The following is a 17,142-nucleotide window of genomic DNA, read 5'->3' as shown; positions in this document are numbered from 1 at the left end:
AACCCGGAAGCTAAGCCTTTCAGCGCCGATGGTACTGCATGCGGGAGCGTGTGGGAGAGTAGGACGCCGCCGAACAATTATTGCGAGGGAAGCCCTGCTGGGAAACCAGCGGGGCTTTCCTGCGTTCACGGCTGCCTATACGGTGGCGGGTATGAGCGGCGGCGCGCAGGTGATGTGGGACGAGGCAGTCACCAACTACGACTTCGGACCCCAGCATCCGATGGACCCCGTCCGGCTGGCGCTGACCATGCGCCTCGTCGAGGCGTTCGGACTGGACCGGGACGCCCGCGTGGTGTCCGCGCCCCCGGCGGGGGACGCGACTCTGCGCATGGTCCATCACCGTGACTACGTGGAGGCGGTCAAGCGGGCCTCCGCCGACCCGCGAAGTGCCGACGGGTCCTACGGGCTTGGCACCGAGGACGTCCCGGCCTTCCGCAACATGCACGAGGCCTCCGCGCTCATCGCCGGCCAGTCGGTCAGCGCGGCCGAAGCCGTCTGGCGCGGCGACGTCACGCACGCCGTCAACTTCGCTGGCGGCCTGCACCACGCGATGCCGGGCGGCGCTTCGGGCTTCTGCGTGTACAACGACGCCGCGCTCGCCATCGCGCGGCTGCTGGAACTCGGCGCCGAGCGGGTCGCCTACGTGGACATCGACGTGCACCACGGCGACGGCGTGCAGGCCGCGTTCTGGGACGACCCCCGGGTCCTCACCATCTCGCTGCACGAGCACCCCCGGGTGCTCTTCCCTGGAACCGGCTGGCCCGAGGAGTGCGGGGCGCAGGGCGCGGAGGGCATGGCGGTCAACGTGGCGCTGCCGGCCGGGACCGCCGACGGCGGCTGGCTGCGGGCCCTGCACAGCGTGGTGCCCGACCTGCTGGACTCCTTCCGCCCGTCGGTGCTCGTCACGCAGCACGGCGCGGACACCCACCTCGACGACCCGCTCGCGCATCTCGCGGTCACCGTGGACGCGCAGCGGGCCGCCGCCGAGGCCCTGCACGGCTGGGCGCACGACTTCGCCGACGGCCGGTGGCTCGCGCTCGGCGGCGGCGGTTACGCAGTCGTCGACGTCGTTCCCCGCACCTGGACGCACCTGGTGGCCATCGCCGCAGGGCGGCCCGTGCCGCCGGCAACCGACACCCCGGACGAGTGGCGGCACGCGGTCTACGCCCGCACCATGCAGAAGGCGCCGCGACGCATGACGGACGGCAGGGACCCCGAGTGGCGTCCCTGGGAGGACGGCTACGACCCGGCCAACGCGCTCGACCAGGCGGTACTCGCCACCCGGCGTGCGGCCTTCCCCGCCCACGGCCTGCTGCCCTGACAACCGCCCGGTGGAACAAGCGCCCGGTGGGGAACTGCCGGTCGGCAGTGCAGCCCGTCGATGGAGCAGTCCGTCGGTAGAGCAGCCCGTCGGGCAACCACCCGTCACCGGCCCGTCGCCGCCCGCCCGTCGGAACAACATGCGAAGGGTGGTCCGCGGCGGTTGTCCGGCTGCCGCGGGCCGCTGACGTTCCATCATGCCGAGTGTGTCGACTGAGCACGCCCTGCGGGCGCACCTGCTCGCTGCGGGACTGGCCGGGCCGGTGAGCACGCAGCGCGAGAAGAGCCTGCTGCGCTACCGCATGTTCGCGGCCCGCGACCCGAGGGCGCTGCTCGGGCTGGAACCCGCACGGGCGTGGACGGTCCCGGAGCTGCTGGCCCTCATGGCGGCGGAGTGCGGGGTGTCCGCGGACCCGGGGCTGGTCCGGGGCGCCGACACCATCGACCCCGTCCGTACCGTCGCGGCCCTCGACCGCTTCGCCGAACGGCTGTCGCAGGCCGCGTCACGCGGTCAGCCGGTGCTGTTCGGCACCGGGCACCCCTCCCGTCTCCTGGACTTCTACGCCGACTTGGCGGCGGGGCTCTCCGCGGCCGGCTGCCCGGTGCTCACTCCCGGCGCTGGACGATGTGTCGACATAACGACCCGGTTCGGCGTACGCACGTACGGCCTTTCCTACGTACGCGGCGTCGCACTGGTCCGCGTGGCCGGCGCGCGGACCTCGCTGGATGCGCCGGGCGCACACACTCATTCCCCGCTGCCGTTGAGGGTGGCCCTGGAGGCCGCCGCGACCGGTCGAGGGCCTCTTCCTGCACTGGTCGTCGGTGACCACGGATGGGTCTGCGGTGCAGGTCAGCTGGGGGTCGAGGCGATGGGGCCGGCGGACGCCGACGACCCCGCGGTGTTCGTCGGCCAGGCCGAGGGTCAGGTGGCCGTCGCCGTCCCCCTGGATGACTCTGCGCGGTCCGAGTGCTACCGCCCGCTCACGCGCTATGTACTCAAACGCGCGTGTCTGTCACAGTAGGAGGCCGATCGCTACTCCTCTTCCCCACTTGCATCACCCGCCCCTAATCTGGGGAGGAGCGCGCATGCGAGATGGAGTCACCGGAGGGGAAGCCGGTGCCCGACATGTGCGGAAGGTCAGGTGTGACATGGCTGCTGGTGAGAAGCCTCTGAGCGAGGTCAACTTTCTGACTGTGGCGGAAGTCGCTGCGGTGATGCGTGTGTCCAAGATGACCGTGTACCGGTTGGTGCACAGCGGTCATCTGCCGGCGATCCGGGTGGGAAGGTCCTTCCGGGTCCCCGAGAACGCCGTCCACGAGTACCTTCAACAGTCCTATGTGGGGGTGGAGAGCGCCTGAGGGGGGCCGTCGATCGCCCTCGGTTTCCGAGCACCACTCGGCGGCGGGTAGGCTGGGCCGACGTAGGTAGTGTGGGCTCGGACGCCCCGCACCGAGTGAATCGAAGTGAGCGAGGGTAGTCGTGGGCTCTGTTATCAAGAAGCGGCGCAAGCGGATGGCGAAGAAGAAGCACCGCAAGCTGCTCAAGCGCACGCGTGTGCAGCGTCGCAACAAGAAGTGAGCGATCGCGTGACACGCTGGTCCTGAAGGACCGACACACTGCGGCCCTCCCACCGTTCCGACGGTGGGAGGGCCGCAGTGTGTCCGCATGTGTCCGCATGGTGTCACCGGGTACGCGGTCGGACGGCGGGTCGGGGGCACGCGGGGCGCCTGTGACACGAGACGTGCCGTGTGCGCGGTCACGACACCGTCACGCCCAGCGGATACGGTGGGCGTGAGCTGTGGTCGCGAGTGCGGACGCGGTCGGTTACCAGCGTCGAGGAGGGGCCTTGGGCAGAGTCGTTCTGGTCACCGGAGCCGCACGCCAGCTCGGCGGCAGGTTCGTGCGCCGCGTCCTGCGGGAGCCGGACGTCGACCGGGTGATCGCGGTGGACGCCGTGACGCCGCCGCACTCGCTGGGCGGCGCCGAGTTCGTGCGGGCCGACATCCGGCAGCCGGCCATTGGGAAGCTCGTCGTCGAGCACGCCGTCGACACGGTCGTGCACCTGGACGTCACCGGGACGCCGCTCGGTCCGCGTGGGAGTCGCACCACGCTCAAGGAGACCAACGTCATCGGCACCATGCAGCTGCTCGGTGCCTGCCAGAAGGCGCCCGCGGTGCAGCGGCTGGTGGTGAAGTCCAGCACCAACGTGTACGGCTCCGCGCCGCGCGACCCGGCGGTCTTCGTCGAGTCCACCGTGCCCAAGGCCCTGCCCAGCGGCGGCTTCGCCAAGGACGCCGTCGAAGTGGAGGGCTACGTGCGCGGGTTCGCCCGGCGGCGGCCCGACGTCGCCGTGACGGTGCTGCGCTTCGCGAACATCCTCGGCCCGAGCGCGGACACGCCGCTCGCCGAGTACTTCAAGCTGCCCGTGCTGCCGACGGTGTTCGGCTACGACCCGCGTCTGCAGTTCATCCACGAGGACGACGCCATCGAGGTGCTCGCGCTGTCGGCGGGGGACCCGCCGCGCGGCACGCTCAACGCGGGGACCTTCAACATCGCCGGGGACGGGGTGCTGCTGCTGTCGCAGTGCGCCCGCCGGCTGGGACGCCCGACGTTGCCGCTGCTGCTGCCCGCGATCCGCTGGGCCGGCACCGCGCTGCGGACCGTCGGCGCCAGCGACTTCTCCCCGGAACAGATCCGCCTGCTCACCCACGGCCGGGTCGTCCGCACCGACCAGATGCGTGAGGTGCTGGGGTTCGTCCCCATGCACAGCACCGCAGGCACCTTCGCCGACTTCGCCCGCTGCCACGGTCCGGGGCTGCTGCCGCCCCGGGCGCTGGCACGGGCAGTGGACCGCATCGAGGAGGCCGTCCGCCATGGCTGACGCCAAGGTCATCCCGTTCGACGACGACCGCGCCCGCAGCTCCGGTGGTGCCGCCGGGCGCGGCAGCCGTCCGGCCGGACGGGGAACGGGCCGCCGCCGGGCCGCAGGGTCCCCGGTGCCGCAGCTGGCGCCCGTGCCCGAGGAACCGCCCACCCCGGCCCCCACGGGCCCGGCGGCGGCCGGGGGCGCCGGGGAGACGACGGGCGCCGCCGCGGCCCCCGAGGCGCGTCCGCACGGCCTGCTGGACCGGGTGCTGGGTTCGGGCTGGGACCGCCGGGCCGCGGACGGGCTGTCCTTCCTGCGGCGCCGCATCACCGGCGAGTACGAGGTCGACGAGTTCGGCTACGACGCCGAGCTGACCGACCAGGTGCTGACGGCGCTGCTGCGCCCGCTGTACGAGACGTACTTCAGGGTGGAGGTCCGCGGGGTCGAGAACATCCCGGCTAAGGGCGGCGCCCTGGTGGTGGCCAACCACTCCGGCACGCTGCCGTGGGACGGCCTGATGATGCAGATGGCCGTGCACGACGAGCACCCCGCCGGCCGGCACCTGCGGCTGCTCGCCGCCGACCTGGTGTTCGTGCTGCCGGTGGTCAACGAGCTCGCCCGCAAGGCGGGACACACCCTGGCGTGCGCTGAGGACGCCCAGCGGCTGCTGGAGCGGGGCGAGGTCGTCGGTGTGATGCCGGAGGGCTTCAAGGGCATCGGCAAGCCGTTCTCCGACCGCTACAAGCTGCAGCGGTTCGGGCGGGGCGGGTTCGTCTCCACCGCGCTGCGCGCGGGCGTGCCGATCGTGCCCTGCTCGATCGTCGGCGCGGAGGAGATCCACCCGATGGTCGGCAACGCGCGCACCGTCGCCCGGCTGCTGGGCTTCCCCTACTTCCCGCTGACGCCCACGTTCCCGTGGCTGGGGCCGCTGGGACTGGTGCCGCTGCCGACGAAGTGGACCATCCAGTTCGGCGAACCCATCCACACCGACGCCTTCGAGCCGGAGGCGGCGGACGACCCGATGCTGATGTTCAACCTGACCGACCAGGTGCGCGAGACGATCCAGCACACGCTGTACAAGCTGCTGGTGCAGCGCCGGTCGGTGTTCTTCTAACTCCCGCGCTCAAGGCCCACGCCGCCGTTCAGGGCGTGCGCACGGCGGTGGGCCCGGCGTTCCTCCGTACGGAACGCCGGGCCCACCGCGCGGGCGTCGGACAGCTCTCAGTTGTCGCCGGTCTCCAGGCCGAGGCCCGGCAGGCCGCCGGGCAGTAGCGGCGGCAGGGTGATGTCGGGCGCGGGGAGATAGGGCTCCTTCTCGCCCTCCTTCTCCTTGCCGCCGGACTCGGACGGGGCCTCCTTCGCCGGGGGGTCCAGCAGGCCGCCCGCGCCTCCGACCAGGCCGCCGCTCTCCTTCTGCTCGGGCTTGGTGCTGCCCGGCTGCTCGGTGCCGGTCGTCCGGCCGTCGGAGGGGCGTCCGTCGGGCGCGACCGCGGACGGGCCGTCGCCCGGTTCCTCGCCGGTGCCGTTTCCGACGCCCGGGGCGCGGTCCGGGGTGCGTTCACCGCTGCCTTCGGACGGCAGCAGCGACTCCAGCGGACTGGCGTCCTCCTCCATGGCCTCGAAGAGGGAGCTGACCTGGTCGCTGACGTCCTTGAGCTGGACGGGGAGCTGGGCGCGGAGCTGGCCCCAGCCCTTGCGGTGGGACTGGGTGAAGGCGGAGAGGGACTGCAGCGGGCCCATCCGGCCGTCGCGGGCGTGCGCCTGGTTGAGCAGGCGGTGCCCCTCGGAGGCGTTGCTCCACATCGCGTTGAGGGCCTTGCGGACCTCGGCGAGCGACTCGTGGTCGAGCGGTCCCGACTTGCCGCGCTCCATCAGCCTGCGGGCCTCGTGCATGCGGGTGGAGGCGTGGTCGAGGTGGACCACGCCGCGCTCGGCGTCGCCGCCCGCGAGGTCCAGCTTGAGGTCCTCCATGCCGCGCTTCAGCCCGTAGAGCGTGTCGCCCGGAAGGGCATCGGTACTGGCGGCGGCTACCCCGCTGAACGCACCGGCGGCCACGCCGACGGTGAGGCCGCCGGCGGCGAGCCCCTTGGTCAGCCGGGACCTGGGGCGCAGCCTGCCCAGCGGGCTGAGCGGGGTCGCGCGGTGCGAGCCCTTGCGGGAGCGGTCGCGCTGCGCGGGTACCTGGGAGGCGCCGGAAGCGAACTGGGCCTCCATGGCGGCCACCAGCTGCGCGCGCTGGACGGTCTTCACCTCCTCGGCCAGTTCCGGTCTGGGAACTCCGCCCAGCCCTTCGGCGAGCGTGAGCATCAGCGCCTGCTCGCGCTCCTCCGCCGGCCCGCTCCGGTCGGCGGGGACGCCGGTGGCACTGTCCTCGCTCCGGACACCTGCGCCCCCGGTGTCGCGCTCATCCAGGGCCTGGGCGAAGGCGTTGGCCCGTCGACTCGATGACACGGATCCGATCACGGGCGGCACCTCCTCTCGTCAGCACGGTTGACTCCCGGCCCCATATGGAAGGTTGCACGTTCCCCGTGCTTACGCCCGAACGAGTGACAGGAGTCGGGCAGGCGGAGACCGCTGGGAGTCTGCAAACCCCACAACGAGCGGCAGCGCACTCGGGTTACGGACTGGCGATGATGTGACTGCGGCGGTTTCCGCCGGGACGGCCCCGTCGGTGACCCGAGTGTCATGACTGGTTACCTGCTGTTATCGCGCGTCGTCCGGGAGGAGCCGGGCGAGGGTGCGGACCGCCCGGTACTGGAGGGTCTTGATGGCACCCTCGTTCTTGCCCATCACCCGTGCCGTCTCGGCCACGGACAGCCCCTGGAGGAAGCGCAGCGTCACGCACTCCATCTGCTGGGGGTTGAGCTTGCGCACGGCCTCGAGCAGTGCCGCGTTCGACAGGTGCTCCAGGACCGAGTCCTCCGGGCTGCGGGCCACCTCGTTGGCGTCGAGCATCTCGCCGGTGGTGACCTCCAGCCGGAAGCGGCTGGACTTGAAGTGGTCGGCGACCAGGTTGCGGGCGATGGTGACCAGCCAGGCGCCGAAGTCGCGGCCCTGCCAGGTGAACGTCCCGATGCGGCGCAGTGCGCGCAGGAACGTCTCACTGGTGAGGTCCTCGGCGGTGGCCCGGCCGCCGACGCGGTAGTAGATGTAGCGGTAGACCGTGTCGGAGTACTGGTCGTAGAGCTGCCCGAAGGCTTCGGCCTCGCCGTCCTGTGCGCGTTCGACGAGGTCCATCATGCGGCGGCTGTCGCTGTCGGCCGCCGGCCGGCGGGCGGTGGAGGTGCCTGCGGCCCCGGTGCGGGTTCGTCTGCCCACGGCGGGGGTGGCGGCGCTGGTGGCTCCGTCGGCCAGCGCGTAGGCGGGGCCTACGGGAGCGGGCGCGGCGAAAGCCGGGATGGCGTACACGGTGGGGACGTGGACGAGTGCGCGCAACTGGTCGGCGACCGTCGTGCGCAGCGTAGCCAGGCCCGAGGCGTCAACCCCGACGTGTGGGTACACGGGACTCCCAGAGGCAGAGCTTTCATCACGTGCAGTGCGAGTGCTCGCCGGTCCCGTGAAGGACGCGGAGGCACCCGGAATGCGTCTGAGGAGAATAACGCTTCGTGCAGGGCGTGCTACGCCCAGTTGCCGAAATCGCCGATTCGGTTTGCTCTGTTACTGGTTGTTGAACACATGGGTATCAAGTGCGAGATGATTTCTGATCACTTGAGGACGAATTCGGACCGACTGCGGGGGCAGTTGTGGCGGATCTGCTACCGGAGGACTGCCTCGGCCCTCGTCGGGGCAGACACCCCCGATGGCCCTCGCCGTGCCCCGCGCGGTCCCGCCGGCTCCGCGCACGTGGCACGGCGGACGGCCGCTCGCCCTAGCGGCGGCGGCGATGCAGGGCCATCGCGGCCGCCGCGCCGCCGGCCACCGCGCCGACCCCGGCGGCGGCGGGAATGCCCACCTTCGCGGCCTTGCGCCCGGTGCGGTAGTCGCGCAGCCGCCAACCGTTTTTGCGCGCGTGTGTGCGCAGTCTGCTGTCAGGATTGATCGCATACGGATATCCGACGAGCGACAGCATCGGGATGTCGTTCGCCGAGTCGCTGTACGCGGCGCAGCGGTCCAGGTCCAGGTCCTCCGCCACGGCCAGCGCGCGGACCGCCTCGGCCTTCGCCGGGCCGTGCAGCGGCTCGCCCACCAGGCGGCCGGTGTAGACGCCGTCGACCGACTCCGCCACCGTCCCCAACGCGCCGGTCAGGCCCAGGCGCCGGGCGATGATGGTGGCCGTCTCCACGGGTGCGGCGGTGACCAGCCACACCTTCTGCCCGGCGTCCAGGTGGGCCTGGGCGAGCGCGCGGGTGCCCGGCCAGATCCGCCCGGCCATGTACTCGTCGTAGACGTCCTCGCCGATCTCGGTGAGTTCGGACACGCTGTGGCCGCGCACGATGGACAGCGCGCTGCTGCGCACGTCCGCCATGTGCTCGGGGTTCTCCGAGCCGGCGAGGCGGAAGTACGTCTGCTGCCAGGCGAAGCGGAGCAGCTCGCGCTTGCGGAAGAAGTCGCGTTTGTAGAGGCCGCGGCCGAGGTGGAACAGGGAGGCGCCCTGCATCACGGTGTTGTCGAGGTCGAAGAACGCCGCCGCGTGCACGTCGCCGGACACCGGGAACTCGGGTTCCTCCGGTGCCGGCTGCTCCACCTCGGTCTTGCGGGCCGCCTCGGCGGCGGCCTCGCCTGCCAGCACGCTGCGTGCGGTCGCCGAGCGCCTACGGGGGGTGAGCCAAGCCAGTGAGCCCATGCGGCGAGCATAGCGATCCCCGCGTGCCCGGCCGGTTACGTGGGGATGGCGCGGCCCGGACGAGCGGGACAATGTCCGTATGAAGACTGTCACGCTGATCGGAAAGCCCGGCTGCCACCTGTGCGACGACGCCCGCCGCACGGTGGCCGAGATCTGCGCCGAGACCGGCCACGCCTGGGAGGAGAAGGACATCACCCAGGACCCGGCCCTCCACGACGCCTACTGGGAGCAGATCCCGGTGGTGCTCGTGGACGGCGCCCAGCACGACTTCTGGCGGGTGGACCCGAAGCGGCTGCGCAGCGCGCTGGGAGCTTGACCGGGACTCGACTACCATCAAGTTCGTTTTGCCCTCCGGGGGCGTATACGTGAGGAGTGTGGCCGCGTGTCCCCATCGCTGTATGTGGCGCCGGTCACTTCGGACGGACAAATCGGACACCATCTTTGTGCACGCGTTCACAAAGGCATAGCCTGGAGTCGATGGGGCGGCCCGGACGTGCGTGGCGCACGTGGCCGCTCACCTCTTCGCGTAAACGGCAGGAGCACCGTGGCAACTGGCCGAACTCATCGACCGGCGACCCGGAGCCGAGGGATTCCCGAGGCCACCGTCGCCCGTCTTCCGCTGTACCTGCGGGCCCTCACCGCGCTCTCCGAGCGCTCGGTGCCCACGGTGTCGTCGGAGGAACTGGCCACCGCGGCCGGGGTGAACTCCGCCAAGCTCCGCAAGGACTTCTCCTACCTGGGCTCCTACGGCACCCGGGGCGTCGGGTACGACGTGGAGTACCTCGTCTACCAGATCTCACGCGAACTGGGCCTGACCCAGGACTGGCCCGTCGTCATCGTCGGCATCGGAAACCTCGGTGCGGCGCTCGCCAACTACGGCGGGTTCGCCTCCCGCGGCTTCCGGGTCGCCGCGCTCATCGACGCCGACCCGGCGATGGCCGGCAAGCCGGTGGCCGGCATCGAGGTCCAGCACACCGACGAGCTGGAGAAGATCATCGACGACAACGGGGTCTCGATCGGCGTGATCGCCACCCCCGCCGGCGCGGCCCAGCAGGTCTGCGACCGGCTCGTCGCCGCCGGGATCACCTCGATCCTCAACTTCGCGCCCACGGTGCTGTCCGTGCCCGAGGGCGTCGACGTGCGCAAGGTCGACCTCTCCATAGAACTGCAGATCCTCGCCTTCCACGAGCAGCGCAAGGCCGGCGAGGAGGCACTGCTGGAGGAGGAGACCGGCGGGCCCGTGGCGCCCCCGGCGGCCACCGTCACCCGCCGCCGCGCCTCGACGGCCGCCACCCGCGAGGACGGTCCCACCACATCCGGGCCCGAGTCGGGACCTGACGGGGACGTCCCCGCCGTGATGCCGGCATGAGCCTCCTCGTCGTCGGACTGAGCCACCGCAGCGCGCCGGTCAGCGTGCTGGAGCGCGCCGCACTGCCCCCCGGGCTGCGCGGCCGGCTGCTCCAGGACGTCGTGGGCGCCGAACCCGCCACCGAGGCGGCGGTGCTCTCCACCTGCAACCGCATCGAGCTGTACGCCGACGTCGACAAGTTCCACGCCGGTGTCGCCGAGCTGTCCACCCTGCTAGCGCACCACAGCGGCGTCGGCCTGGAGGAGCTCACCCCCTACCTGTACGTGCACTACGAGGACCGGGCCGTCCACCACCTCTTCTCGGTGGCCTGCGGCCTGGACTCGATGGTGGTCGGCGAGGGCCAGATCCTCGGCCAGATCAAGGACGCGCTGGCCGTCGCGCAGGAGCAGCACAGCGCGGGCCGGCTGCTGAACGACCTCTTCCAGCAGGCGCTGCGGGTCGGCAAGCGGGCCCACAGCGAGACCGGGATCGACAAGGCCGGCCAGTCGCTGGTCACCTTCGGACTCGAACAGCTCGCGGACGGCACCGAGGTCACCGACTGGAGCCGGGGCAAGCGCGCCCTGGTGATCGGCGCCGGATCGATGTCCTCGCTGGCGGCGACGACACTCGCCCGGGCCGGTGTCACCGAACTGGTGATCGCCAACAGGACGTTGGAGCGCGCCCGCCGGCTCGCCGGCACCCTCGCCGAGCAGAGCGGCCCGCACCTGCGGACCCGGGTCGTCCCGATGGCCGAGGTCACCGGTGAACTGGCGACGGCCGACGTGGTGGTGTCCTGCACCGGTGCCACCGGCCTGGTGCTGTCCGCGGCCGTCGTCGAGGCGGCCGTCGCCGAGCGGGTCCGGGCCGGCGCGCCCGCCGCCGGGCGCCCGGTGGGCCTGCTCGACCTGGCCATGCCCCGCGACGTGGACGCCGCCGTGCACCGCCTGGACGGGGCCCGGCTGGTCGACATCGAGTCGCTGGCCGAGGCCGCCGCCGACGCCCCGATGGCCGCCGACGTGGACGCCGTGCGCAGTATCGTCGGCGACGAGGTCGCCGCCTTCGGCGCCGCCCAGCGCGCGGCGAAGATCACTCCGACGGTGATCGCGCTGCGCACCATGGCCTCCGACGTCGTGGCCGGCGAGATGGCCCGCCTCGACGGGCGGCTGCCCGGCCTGGACGCCAAGGAGCGGGCCGAGATCACCCAGACCGTGCGGCGTGTCGTCGACAAGCTGCTGCATGCCCCGACGGTGCGCGTCAAGCAGCTCGCCGGGGAGCCCGGGGGCGACGGCTACGCCGACGCACTGCGGGAACTCTTCGACCTCGATCCCTCGACGGTCGCCGCGGTAAGCAAGCCGAACAGGAGCGGCAATGAGCGCGATTGAAAGCCCACTGAGGTTGGGCACCCGCCGCAGCAAGCTCGCGATGGCCCAGAGCGGCCAGATCGCGGAGCAGGTCCGGCAGCTCACCGGCCGTCCGGTCGAACTGGTGGAGATCACCACGTACGGGGACGTCTCCAAGGAGCAGCTGGCGCAGATCGGCGGCACCGGAGTCTTCGTGTCGGCGCTGCGCGACGCGCTGCTCGCCGGCGACATCGACTTCGCCGTGCACTCGCTGAAGGACCTGCCCACCAGCCAGCCCGCCGACCTGGTCGTGGCCGCCGTGCCCGCCAGGGAGGACCCCCGGGACGCCCTCGTCGCCCGGGACGGGCTGACGTTCGAGGAGCTGGCCTCCTCGGGTAACGGGCGCCCGGTCCGCGTCGGCACCGGCTCGCCGCGCCGCATGGCGCAGCTCAACGCCTGGGCCAGGTCGCTCGGGCTGCGGGTGGAGACGGTGCCCATCCGCGGCAACGTGGACACCCGCATCGGGTTCGTGCGGTCCGGGGAGCTCGACGCCGTCGTGCTCGCCGCCGCGGGGCTCAGCCGGCTCGGGCGCCTCGGTGAGGCCACCGAGCTGATCTCGCCCGAAGCGGTCCTGCCCGCCCCCGGCCAGGGGGCACTGGCGGTGGAGTGCGCGGCGGGCAACGCGGCGCTCGCCGCACAGCTGGCGCACCTCGACGACCCGCACACGCGGGCCGCCGTGACCGCCGAACGATCCCTGCTCGCCGCCTTGGAGGCCGGCTGCAGCGCACCCGTGGGTGCGCTTGCCGACCTGCTTGCCGACGGGCAGGTTGCCACCGAGATGCGCCTGCGCGGAGTGGTCGGTACCACCGACGGCTCGGCGCTCGTGCAGTTGTCCGCCACCGGTCCCGTGCCGTCGTCCGCCGAGGAGGTGACGGCCCAGTCCCTGCTGATGGGCCGTGAACTCGCCGACGCGATGCTCGCCAAGGGTGCAGCCGGTCTGATGGGGGAGCGAGCACTTTGAGCCCCACCACCGCCCACAACCCGACCGCGCCGACGGCCGCGACTGCTGTGGCAGCCGTGAACCGTCATCTGTACGGCGCGAACGGACACGTCACCTTCCTGGGTGCCGGACCCGGAGACCCGGGACTGCTGACTCTGCGCGCAGTGGAAGCGCTGGCGCAGGCCGACGTCCTGGTCGCGGATCCCGAGGTCCACGCCGTCGTGCGGTCCCACGCGCGGGCAGGCGTGGACGTACCGCTGCAGGCAGTGGACGACACGGACCACGAGACGTGCGCCACAGTCGCCGGTGCAGCAGATCTTGTCATGGCGGCCGCGCGCAACGGCAAGCGGGTCGTCCGAGCGGTCGCCGGTGATCCGGGCCTGGACGCGGACGCCGCGCAGGAGATGCTGGTGTGCGCCGCCGAGGGCATCACCTTCGAGGTGGTGCCGGGTGTCGCCGCGGCCGTGGGCGTGCCCGCCTACGCCGGGGTGCCGCTGCGGGACGCGCACGGCACCGACGTGCGCTTCGTCGACGCCCGCACCGCCGACGAGCGCTGCTGGACCGAGATGGGGGCCAGCGACGCGACGGTGGTCATCTCCACCACGCTGGAGACGGTGACGGCTGCCGCGTCCGAACTGGTCGCCGCCGGTCGCAAGCCGGACACCCCGCTGACCGTGACGATCGCCGGCACCACCACGCGGCAGCGGACCTGGTCGGCGACGCTGGGCACGCTGGCCCAGACGCTGAAGCAGGCCAAGGTGCTGCCGTCGGCGGACGGCGGCCAGCCGGTGATAGCCGTCGTCGGCGAGCGCAGCGCGCCCGCGCAGCGCGACCAGCTGGCCTGGTTCGAGTCCAAGCCGCTGTTCGGCTGGAACGTTCTTGTGCCGCGCACGCGGGAGCAGTCGGCGTCGCTCTCCGAGCAGTTGCGCTCCTACGGCGCGGTGCCCGCCGAGGTGCCGACCATCGCCGTGGAGCCGCCGCGCACCCCGCAGCAGATGGAGCGCGCGGTCAAGGGCCTCGTCACCGGCCGCTACGAGTGGATCGCGTTCACCTCGGTCAACGCGGTGAAGGCGGTGCGGGAGAAGTTCGAGGAGTACGGGCTGGACGCGCGGGCGTTCGCCGGGATCAAGGTCGCCGCGGTCGGCGAGCAGACCGCGCGGGCCCTGGTGGAGTTCGGCGTGAAGCCGGACCTGGTGCCCAGCGGCGAGCAGTCGGCCGCCGGGCTGCTGGAGGACTGGCCGCCCTACGACCCGGTCTTCGACCCGATCGACCGGGTGTTCCTGCCGCGGGCCGACATCGCCACCGAGACGCTGGTCGCCGGTCTGATCGAGCTGGGCTGGGAGGTCGACGACGTCACCGCGTACCGCACGGTCCGCGCCTCGCCGCCGCCGGCCACCACCCGCGAGATGATCAAGGGCGGCGGGTTCGACGCGGTCCTGTTCACCTCCTCCAGCACGGTCCGCAACCTGGTGGGCATCGCGGGCAAGCCGCACAACGTGACGGTCATCGCCTGCATCGGCCCGGCCACCGCGAAGACCGCCGAGGAGCACGGGCTGCGGGTGGACGTGATGTCGCCCGAGCCGTCGGTGCATAGACTCGCGGAGGCGCTGGCCGACTTCGGCGCGGAGCGCCGGGCGGCGGCGCTGGAGGCGGGCGAGGCCGTGAAGCGGCCGAGTGAGAAGCGGCCGACGAGGAGGAGGACCCGCTCGTGAGCACGTACGGCGGCTTTCCCGCCGCCCGGCCGCGGCGGCTGCGCGGCTCGGCGGCCATGCGGCGCATGGTCGCCGAGCACCGGCCGCACCCGGCCGACCTGATCCTGCCGGCGTTCGTGCGGGAGGGCATCAGCGAGCCGGTGCCGATCTCCTCGATGCCGGGAGTGGTCCAGCACACCCGGGACACGCTGCGCAAGGCCGCCGTGGAGGCGGTCGAGGCCGGCGTGGGCGGCCTGATGCTGTTCGGCGTGCCGCAGGCGAAGGACGCCGTCGGCAGCCAGGGCACCGACCCGCAGGGCATCCTGCAGGTGGCGCTGCGGGACGTGCGGGCCGAGATCGGCGACGAGCTGGTCGTCATGTCCGACCTGTGCCTGGACGAGTACACCGACCACGGCCACTGCGGCGTGCTCGACGACCGGGGCCGGGTGGACAACGACGCGACGCTGGAGCGGTACGCGGAGATGGCCCGGGTGCAGGCCGAGGCGGGCGCGCACGTGCTGGGCCCCAGCGGCATGATGGACGGCCAGATCGGCCATGTGCGGGGCGCGCTGGACGCGGCCGGGTACGAGGACGTGTCGCTGTTCGCCTACACCGCGAAGTACGCCTCGGCGTTCTACGGGCCGTTCCGCGAGGCGGTGGGCTCGTCCCTGAAGGGCGACCGCAAGACCTACCAGCAGGACCCGGCGAACGCGGCCGAGTCGCTGCGGGAGCTGGCGCTCGACCTGGAGGAGGGCGCCGACATGGTGATGGTCAAGCCGGGCCTGCCCTACCTGGACATCCTGCGGACCTTCACCGAGCGGGTGAGCGTGCCGGTGGGCGTCTACCAGATCTCCGGCGAGTACGCGATGGTCGAGGCCGCCGCGGAGAAGGGCTGGATCGAGCGGGAGCGCGCGATCCTGGAGACCCTCACCAGCTTCAAGCGGGCCGGCGCGAGCCTGGTCCTGACCTACTGGGCCACCGAGGCCGCCCGCTGGCTGTCCCGCGACCGCTGAGGTCCGGTCGGGGTCGGGCGGAGCGCGATGATCCGCGACCGTGCAGAGTTTGTCTCACTCTGGAGGTAACAAGCTCTGCACAGGCGTGGGCCCGCCGTGACCATCTCTGCGTCTTCGTGCCCCTGAGTGGGCCTCCGAGGTCTGCGCTTCCCGGTGACGCCCGCCGGCCGGGCCCCCTTCCACGGGACCCGGCCGGCGGGCTTCAGCTCGTGGCGTGCGGTCAGAAGACGTGCTGGCCGGGGGTGAGCAGGTTGTCCGGGTCGTAGCGGCGGCGGGCGGCGCTCAGCTGCGGCCAGGCGGCGCCGAAGTGGTCGCGCCAGTCGGCGGGCCCGAACGGGATCGAGCCGACCGGGTACTGCTTGCCGCCGCTGTCCCGCACCGTCTCGTACGCCGCCCGGTTGGCGGCCAGCAGCCGCCGCACGGTGGCGTCGTCCTCCGGCGGGCAGGTGCGCAGCACGGCCAGCAGGTACGGCATCGGGTCGTCGGGCGTGCGCAGCAGCGGGGTGCGCAGCCGGTCGCCGGTCAGCGGGTACAGCAGCACCACGCCGGCCGGGCCGACCTCGGCGGGGGTCAGGCGGCCGAGCAGTTCGGCGGCGAGCGGACGGACCTCGTCACCCGGCAGCAGCAGGTTGAGCCAGGGGTGGGCCTGGTACCACAGCCCGGCTTCCTTGAGCTGCTCGACGACCGGGCCGAGGCGGTCGAGGAACGTGTAGTAGTCGAGGTCCGCGGTGGCGGCGCCCGCCGGGTCGTGGCGGAGCCCGGCCAGTAGGCGGGTGTCGTCGGGCGCGGGCCCGGCGGGCGGGCCGTAGGCGACGGCCTCGATCAGGTAGGTGGTGAAGGCGCCGCTGTCGTCGGGCGCCACCTGGCCCTCCAGGTAGTCGAAGCGCCGCTCCCGGGCCAGCCGCCGCTGGTCGTCCAGGAAGGTCTCCAGGTCGGTGTAGGGCAGCAGGTAGTGGCGGACCGTGCGGGGCGCGCGCACCAGGCGCAGGGTGGCCGACACCACGATGGCGCACTGGCCGAGGCCCGCCCGGACCGCGTCGAACAGGTCGCGGTGCCTGCTCGGGGAGCAGCGGACCAGCTCACCCGCGCCGGTGACGACCGTCAGCTCGGTGACGGTGTCGACCTGCGCGCCGTGCTGGTGGCTCTGGCCGCCGAGCCCGCCGACGGAGACGGTGCCGCCGACGGACAGCTCCAGGTAGTCGGTGAACACCGGCGGAGTCAGCCCGCGCTCCAGGGCGGCCCGGGCGACGGTGCTCCAGCGCGCGCCCGCGCCCACGGTGACGGTGTCGCCGCGCACCGGGCCGACGGTGTCCAGCGGCGTGGTCTCGACGACCAGGCCGTTGTCGACCTGTGCCTGCCCGTTGGTGGTGTGCCCCTGGCCGCGGGGGGCGACGGGGATGCCGTGGCGGCGGCAGAACCTGACCATCTTCACGATGTCGTCGGTGGAGCCGGGGCGCAGCACGGCGGCTGGCATGCGGTGCACGTGGTGGCCGTAGTCGTCGGCGGCTGCGGACCGGGAGGCGTGGTCGGTGAGCAGCGTGCCGTCCAGGCGGGGTGTCCGGGCGAAGTCGCCGCCGGCCGGTCTGTTCCGCTCGGTGGCCCAGGCGCGTGCCGCCGGGTCGAAGCCGACGACCACCGCGGCTGCGGCCAGACCTTGCAGGGCGGTGCGGCGGGACGGTTCCGGAAGGCGCATGCGGGTTCCTCTCGACGTCTCTGCGGGGGGCGGACGTGTGGACGGTAACCCGGCCGGGGCGCTGCCGGGCCCGGATTGGCGCAGGTC

General features: G+C 72.5%; 16 protein-coding genes and 1 rRNA gene. 13 read left to right on the top strand and 4 right to left on the bottom strand.

Annotated features, from left to right (window positions below; all coding sequences use genetic code 11):
* The 7 genes from rrf to QNO07_RS18570 form a co-directional block, all read left to right on the top strand.
* A 5S ribosomal RNA gene (gene rrf / locus QNO07_RS18600) occupies window positions 1-75 on the top strand; the annotation flags it as partial.
* A gap of 76 nt (window positions 76-151) precedes the next feature.
* A complete protein-coding gene (locus tag QNO07_RS18595; RefSeq protein WP_283993275.1) occupies window positions 152-1,321 on the top strand; it encodes an acetoin utilization protein AcuC in 1,170 nt (389 codons plus the stop codon).
* 205 nt (window positions 1,322-1,526) lie between these two features.
* Entirely contained in the window at window positions 1,527-2,342 is an 816-nt protein-coding gene (locus tag QNO07_RS18590) for a phosphatase (protein ID WP_283993274.1), read from the top strand.
* Window positions 2,343-2,469: 127 nt separating this feature from the next.
* Window positions 2,470-2,679, top strand: coding sequence for a helix-turn-helix domain-containing protein (locus tag QNO07_RS18585; RefSeq protein ID WP_191211255.1), 210 nt, complete (start codon window positions 2,470-2,472; stop codon window positions 2,677-2,679).
* Between the two features lie 121 nt (window positions 2,680-2,800).
* On the top strand, window positions 2,801-2,899 hold the full coding sequence (locus tag QNO07_RS18580; protein WP_003948845.1) for a 30S ribosomal protein bS22: 99 nt from the start codon (window positions 2,801-2,803) through the stop codon (window positions 2,897-2,899).
* Window positions 2,900-3,167: 268 nt separating this feature from the next.
* Window positions 3,168-4,202: an NAD-dependent epimerase/dehydratase family protein gene (locus QNO07_RS18575; RefSeq protein ID WP_283993272.1), complete on the top strand. Its 1,035-nt coding sequence runs from the start codon at window positions 3,168-3,170 to the stop codon at window positions 4,200-4,202.
* Window positions 4,195-5,301 carry a lysophospholipid acyltransferase family protein gene (locus tag QNO07_RS18570; protein ID WP_283993271.1) on the top strand — a complete coding sequence of 369 codons (1,107 nt, stop codon included), beginning with the start codon at window positions 4,195-4,197 and terminating at the stop codon, window positions 5,299-5,301. Before QNO07_RS18575 ends, QNO07_RS18570 begins: the two co-directional genes overlap by 8 nt.
* A gap of 107 nt (window positions 5,302-5,408) precedes the next feature.
* On the opposite strand, the gene QNO07_RS18565 is transcribed toward QNO07_RS18570, so the two are convergent.
* The 3 genes from QNO07_RS18565 to QNO07_RS18555 all read right to left on the bottom strand — a co-directional run bounded on the left by QNO07_RS18565 (window position 5,409) and on the right by QNO07_RS18555 (window position 8,970).
* Window positions 5,409-6,650 (bottom strand): DUF5667 domain-containing protein, encoded by a 1,242-nt coding sequence (locus QNO07_RS18565; protein WP_283993270.1) that lies wholly within the window; start codon window positions 6,648-6,650, stop codon window positions 5,409-5,411.
* A gap of 240 nt (window positions 6,651-6,890) precedes the next feature.
* A complete protein-coding gene (locus tag QNO07_RS18560) occupies window positions 6,891-7,688 on the bottom strand; it encodes an ECF subfamily RNA polymerase sigma factor, BldN family (protein WP_283993269.1) in 798 nt (265 codons plus the stop codon).
* 367 nt (window positions 7,689-8,055) lie between these two features.
* Window positions 8,056-8,970, bottom strand: coding sequence for an HAD family hydrolase (locus QNO07_RS18555; RefSeq protein ID WP_283993268.1), 915 nt, complete (start codon window positions 8,968-8,970; stop codon window positions 8,056-8,058).
* A gap of 79 nt (window positions 8,971-9,049) precedes the next feature.
* On the opposite strand from QNO07_RS18555, the gene QNO07_RS18550 reads away from it, so the two are divergent.
* The 6 genes from QNO07_RS18550 (at window position 9,050) to hemB (ending at window position 15,362) form a co-directional block, all read left to right on the top strand.
* Entirely contained in the window at window positions 9,050-9,286 is a 237-nt protein-coding gene (locus tag QNO07_RS18550) for a glutaredoxin family protein (RefSeq protein ID WP_283993267.1), read from the top strand.
* A gap of 228 nt (window positions 9,287-9,514) precedes the next feature.
* A complete protein-coding gene (locus QNO07_RS18545) occupies window positions 9,515-10,339 on the top strand; it encodes a redox-sensing transcriptional repressor Rex (RefSeq protein ID WP_283993266.1) in 825 nt (274 codons plus the stop codon).
* Window positions 10,336-11,700 (top strand): glutamyl-tRNA reductase, encoded by a 1,365-nt coding sequence (locus tag QNO07_RS18540; RefSeq protein ID WP_283993265.1) that lies wholly within the window; start codon window positions 10,336-10,338, stop codon window positions 11,698-11,700. Before QNO07_RS18545 ends, QNO07_RS18540 begins: the two co-directional genes overlap by 4 nt.
* Window positions 11,687-12,679, top strand: coding sequence for a hydroxymethylbilane synthase (gene hemC / locus QNO07_RS18535; protein ID WP_283993263.1), 993 nt, complete (start codon window positions 11,687-11,689; stop codon window positions 12,677-12,679). Before QNO07_RS18540 ends, hemC begins: the two co-directional genes overlap by 14 nt.
* Window positions 12,676-14,370 (top strand): bifunctional uroporphyrinogen-III C-methyltransferase/uroporphyrinogen-III synthase, encoded by a 1,695-nt coding sequence (locus QNO07_RS18530; RefSeq protein ID WP_502961879.1) that lies wholly within the window; start codon window positions 12,676-12,678, stop codon window positions 14,368-14,370. Before hemC ends, QNO07_RS18530 begins: the two co-directional genes overlap by 4 nt.
* Complete coding sequence (gene hemB / locus QNO07_RS18525; protein ID WP_283993262.1) at window positions 14,367-15,362, top strand: porphobilinogen synthase; 996 nt, start codon at window positions 14,367-14,369, stop codon at window positions 15,360-15,362. The genes QNO07_RS18530 and hemB overlap by 4 nt, the downstream gene beginning before the upstream one ends.
* Window positions 15,363-15,582: 220 nt before the next feature.
* On the opposite strand, the gene QNO07_RS18520 is transcribed toward hemB, so the two are convergent.
* Window positions 15,583-17,055 carry an FAD-binding protein gene (locus tag QNO07_RS18520; RefSeq protein WP_283993261.1) on the bottom strand — a complete coding sequence of 491 codons (1,473 nt, stop codon included), beginning with the start codon at window positions 17,053-17,055 and terminating at the stop codon, window positions 15,583-15,585.
* Window positions 17,056-17,142: the final 87 nt, after the last annotated feature.

This window comes from Streptomyces sp. 549, from assembly GCF_030124175.1.
Lineage (GTDB): Bacteria > Actinomycetota > Actinomycetes > Streptomycetales > Streptomycetaceae > Streptomyces.
The sequence above is the reverse complement of the archived record's forward strand: the minus strand, read 5'-3'. Positions and strand labels throughout refer to the sequence as shown.

What these genes read in the sequence shown, in the direction of transcription:
- QNO07_RS18520 (WP_283993261.1), bottom strand. Translation starts at nt 17,055, where the DNA reads ATGCGCCTTCCGGAACCGTCCCGCCGCACCGCCCTGCAAGGTCTGGCC.
- QNO07_RS18570 (WP_283993271.1), top strand. Translation starts at nt 4,195, where the DNA reads ATGGCTGACGCCAAGGTCATCCCGTTCGACGACGACCGCGCCCGCAGC.
- QNO07_RS18585 (WP_191211255.1), top strand. Translation starts at nt 2,470, where the DNA reads ATGGCTGCTGGTGAGAAGCCTCTGAGCGAGGTCAACTTTCTGACTGTG.
- hemC (WP_283993263.1), top strand. Translation starts at nt 11,687, where the DNA reads ATGAGCGCGATTGAAAGCCCACTGAGGTTGGGCACCCGCCGCAGCAAG.
- QNO07_RS18595 (WP_283993275.1), top strand. Translation starts at nt 152, where the DNA reads ATGAGCGGCGGCGCGCAGGTGATGTGGGACGAGGCAGTCACCAACTAC.
- QNO07_RS18540 (WP_283993265.1), top strand. Translation starts at nt 10,336, where the DNA reads ATGAGCCTCCTCGTCGTCGGACTGAGCCACCGCAGCGCGCCGGTCAGC.
- QNO07_RS18555 (WP_283993268.1), bottom strand. Translation starts at nt 8,970, where the DNA reads ATGGGCTCACTGGCTTGGCTCACCCCCCGTAGGCGCTCGGCGACCGCA.
- QNO07_RS18550 (WP_283993267.1), top strand. Translation starts at nt 9,050, where the DNA reads ATGAAGACTGTCACGCTGATCGGAAAGCCCGGCTGCCACCTGTGCGAC.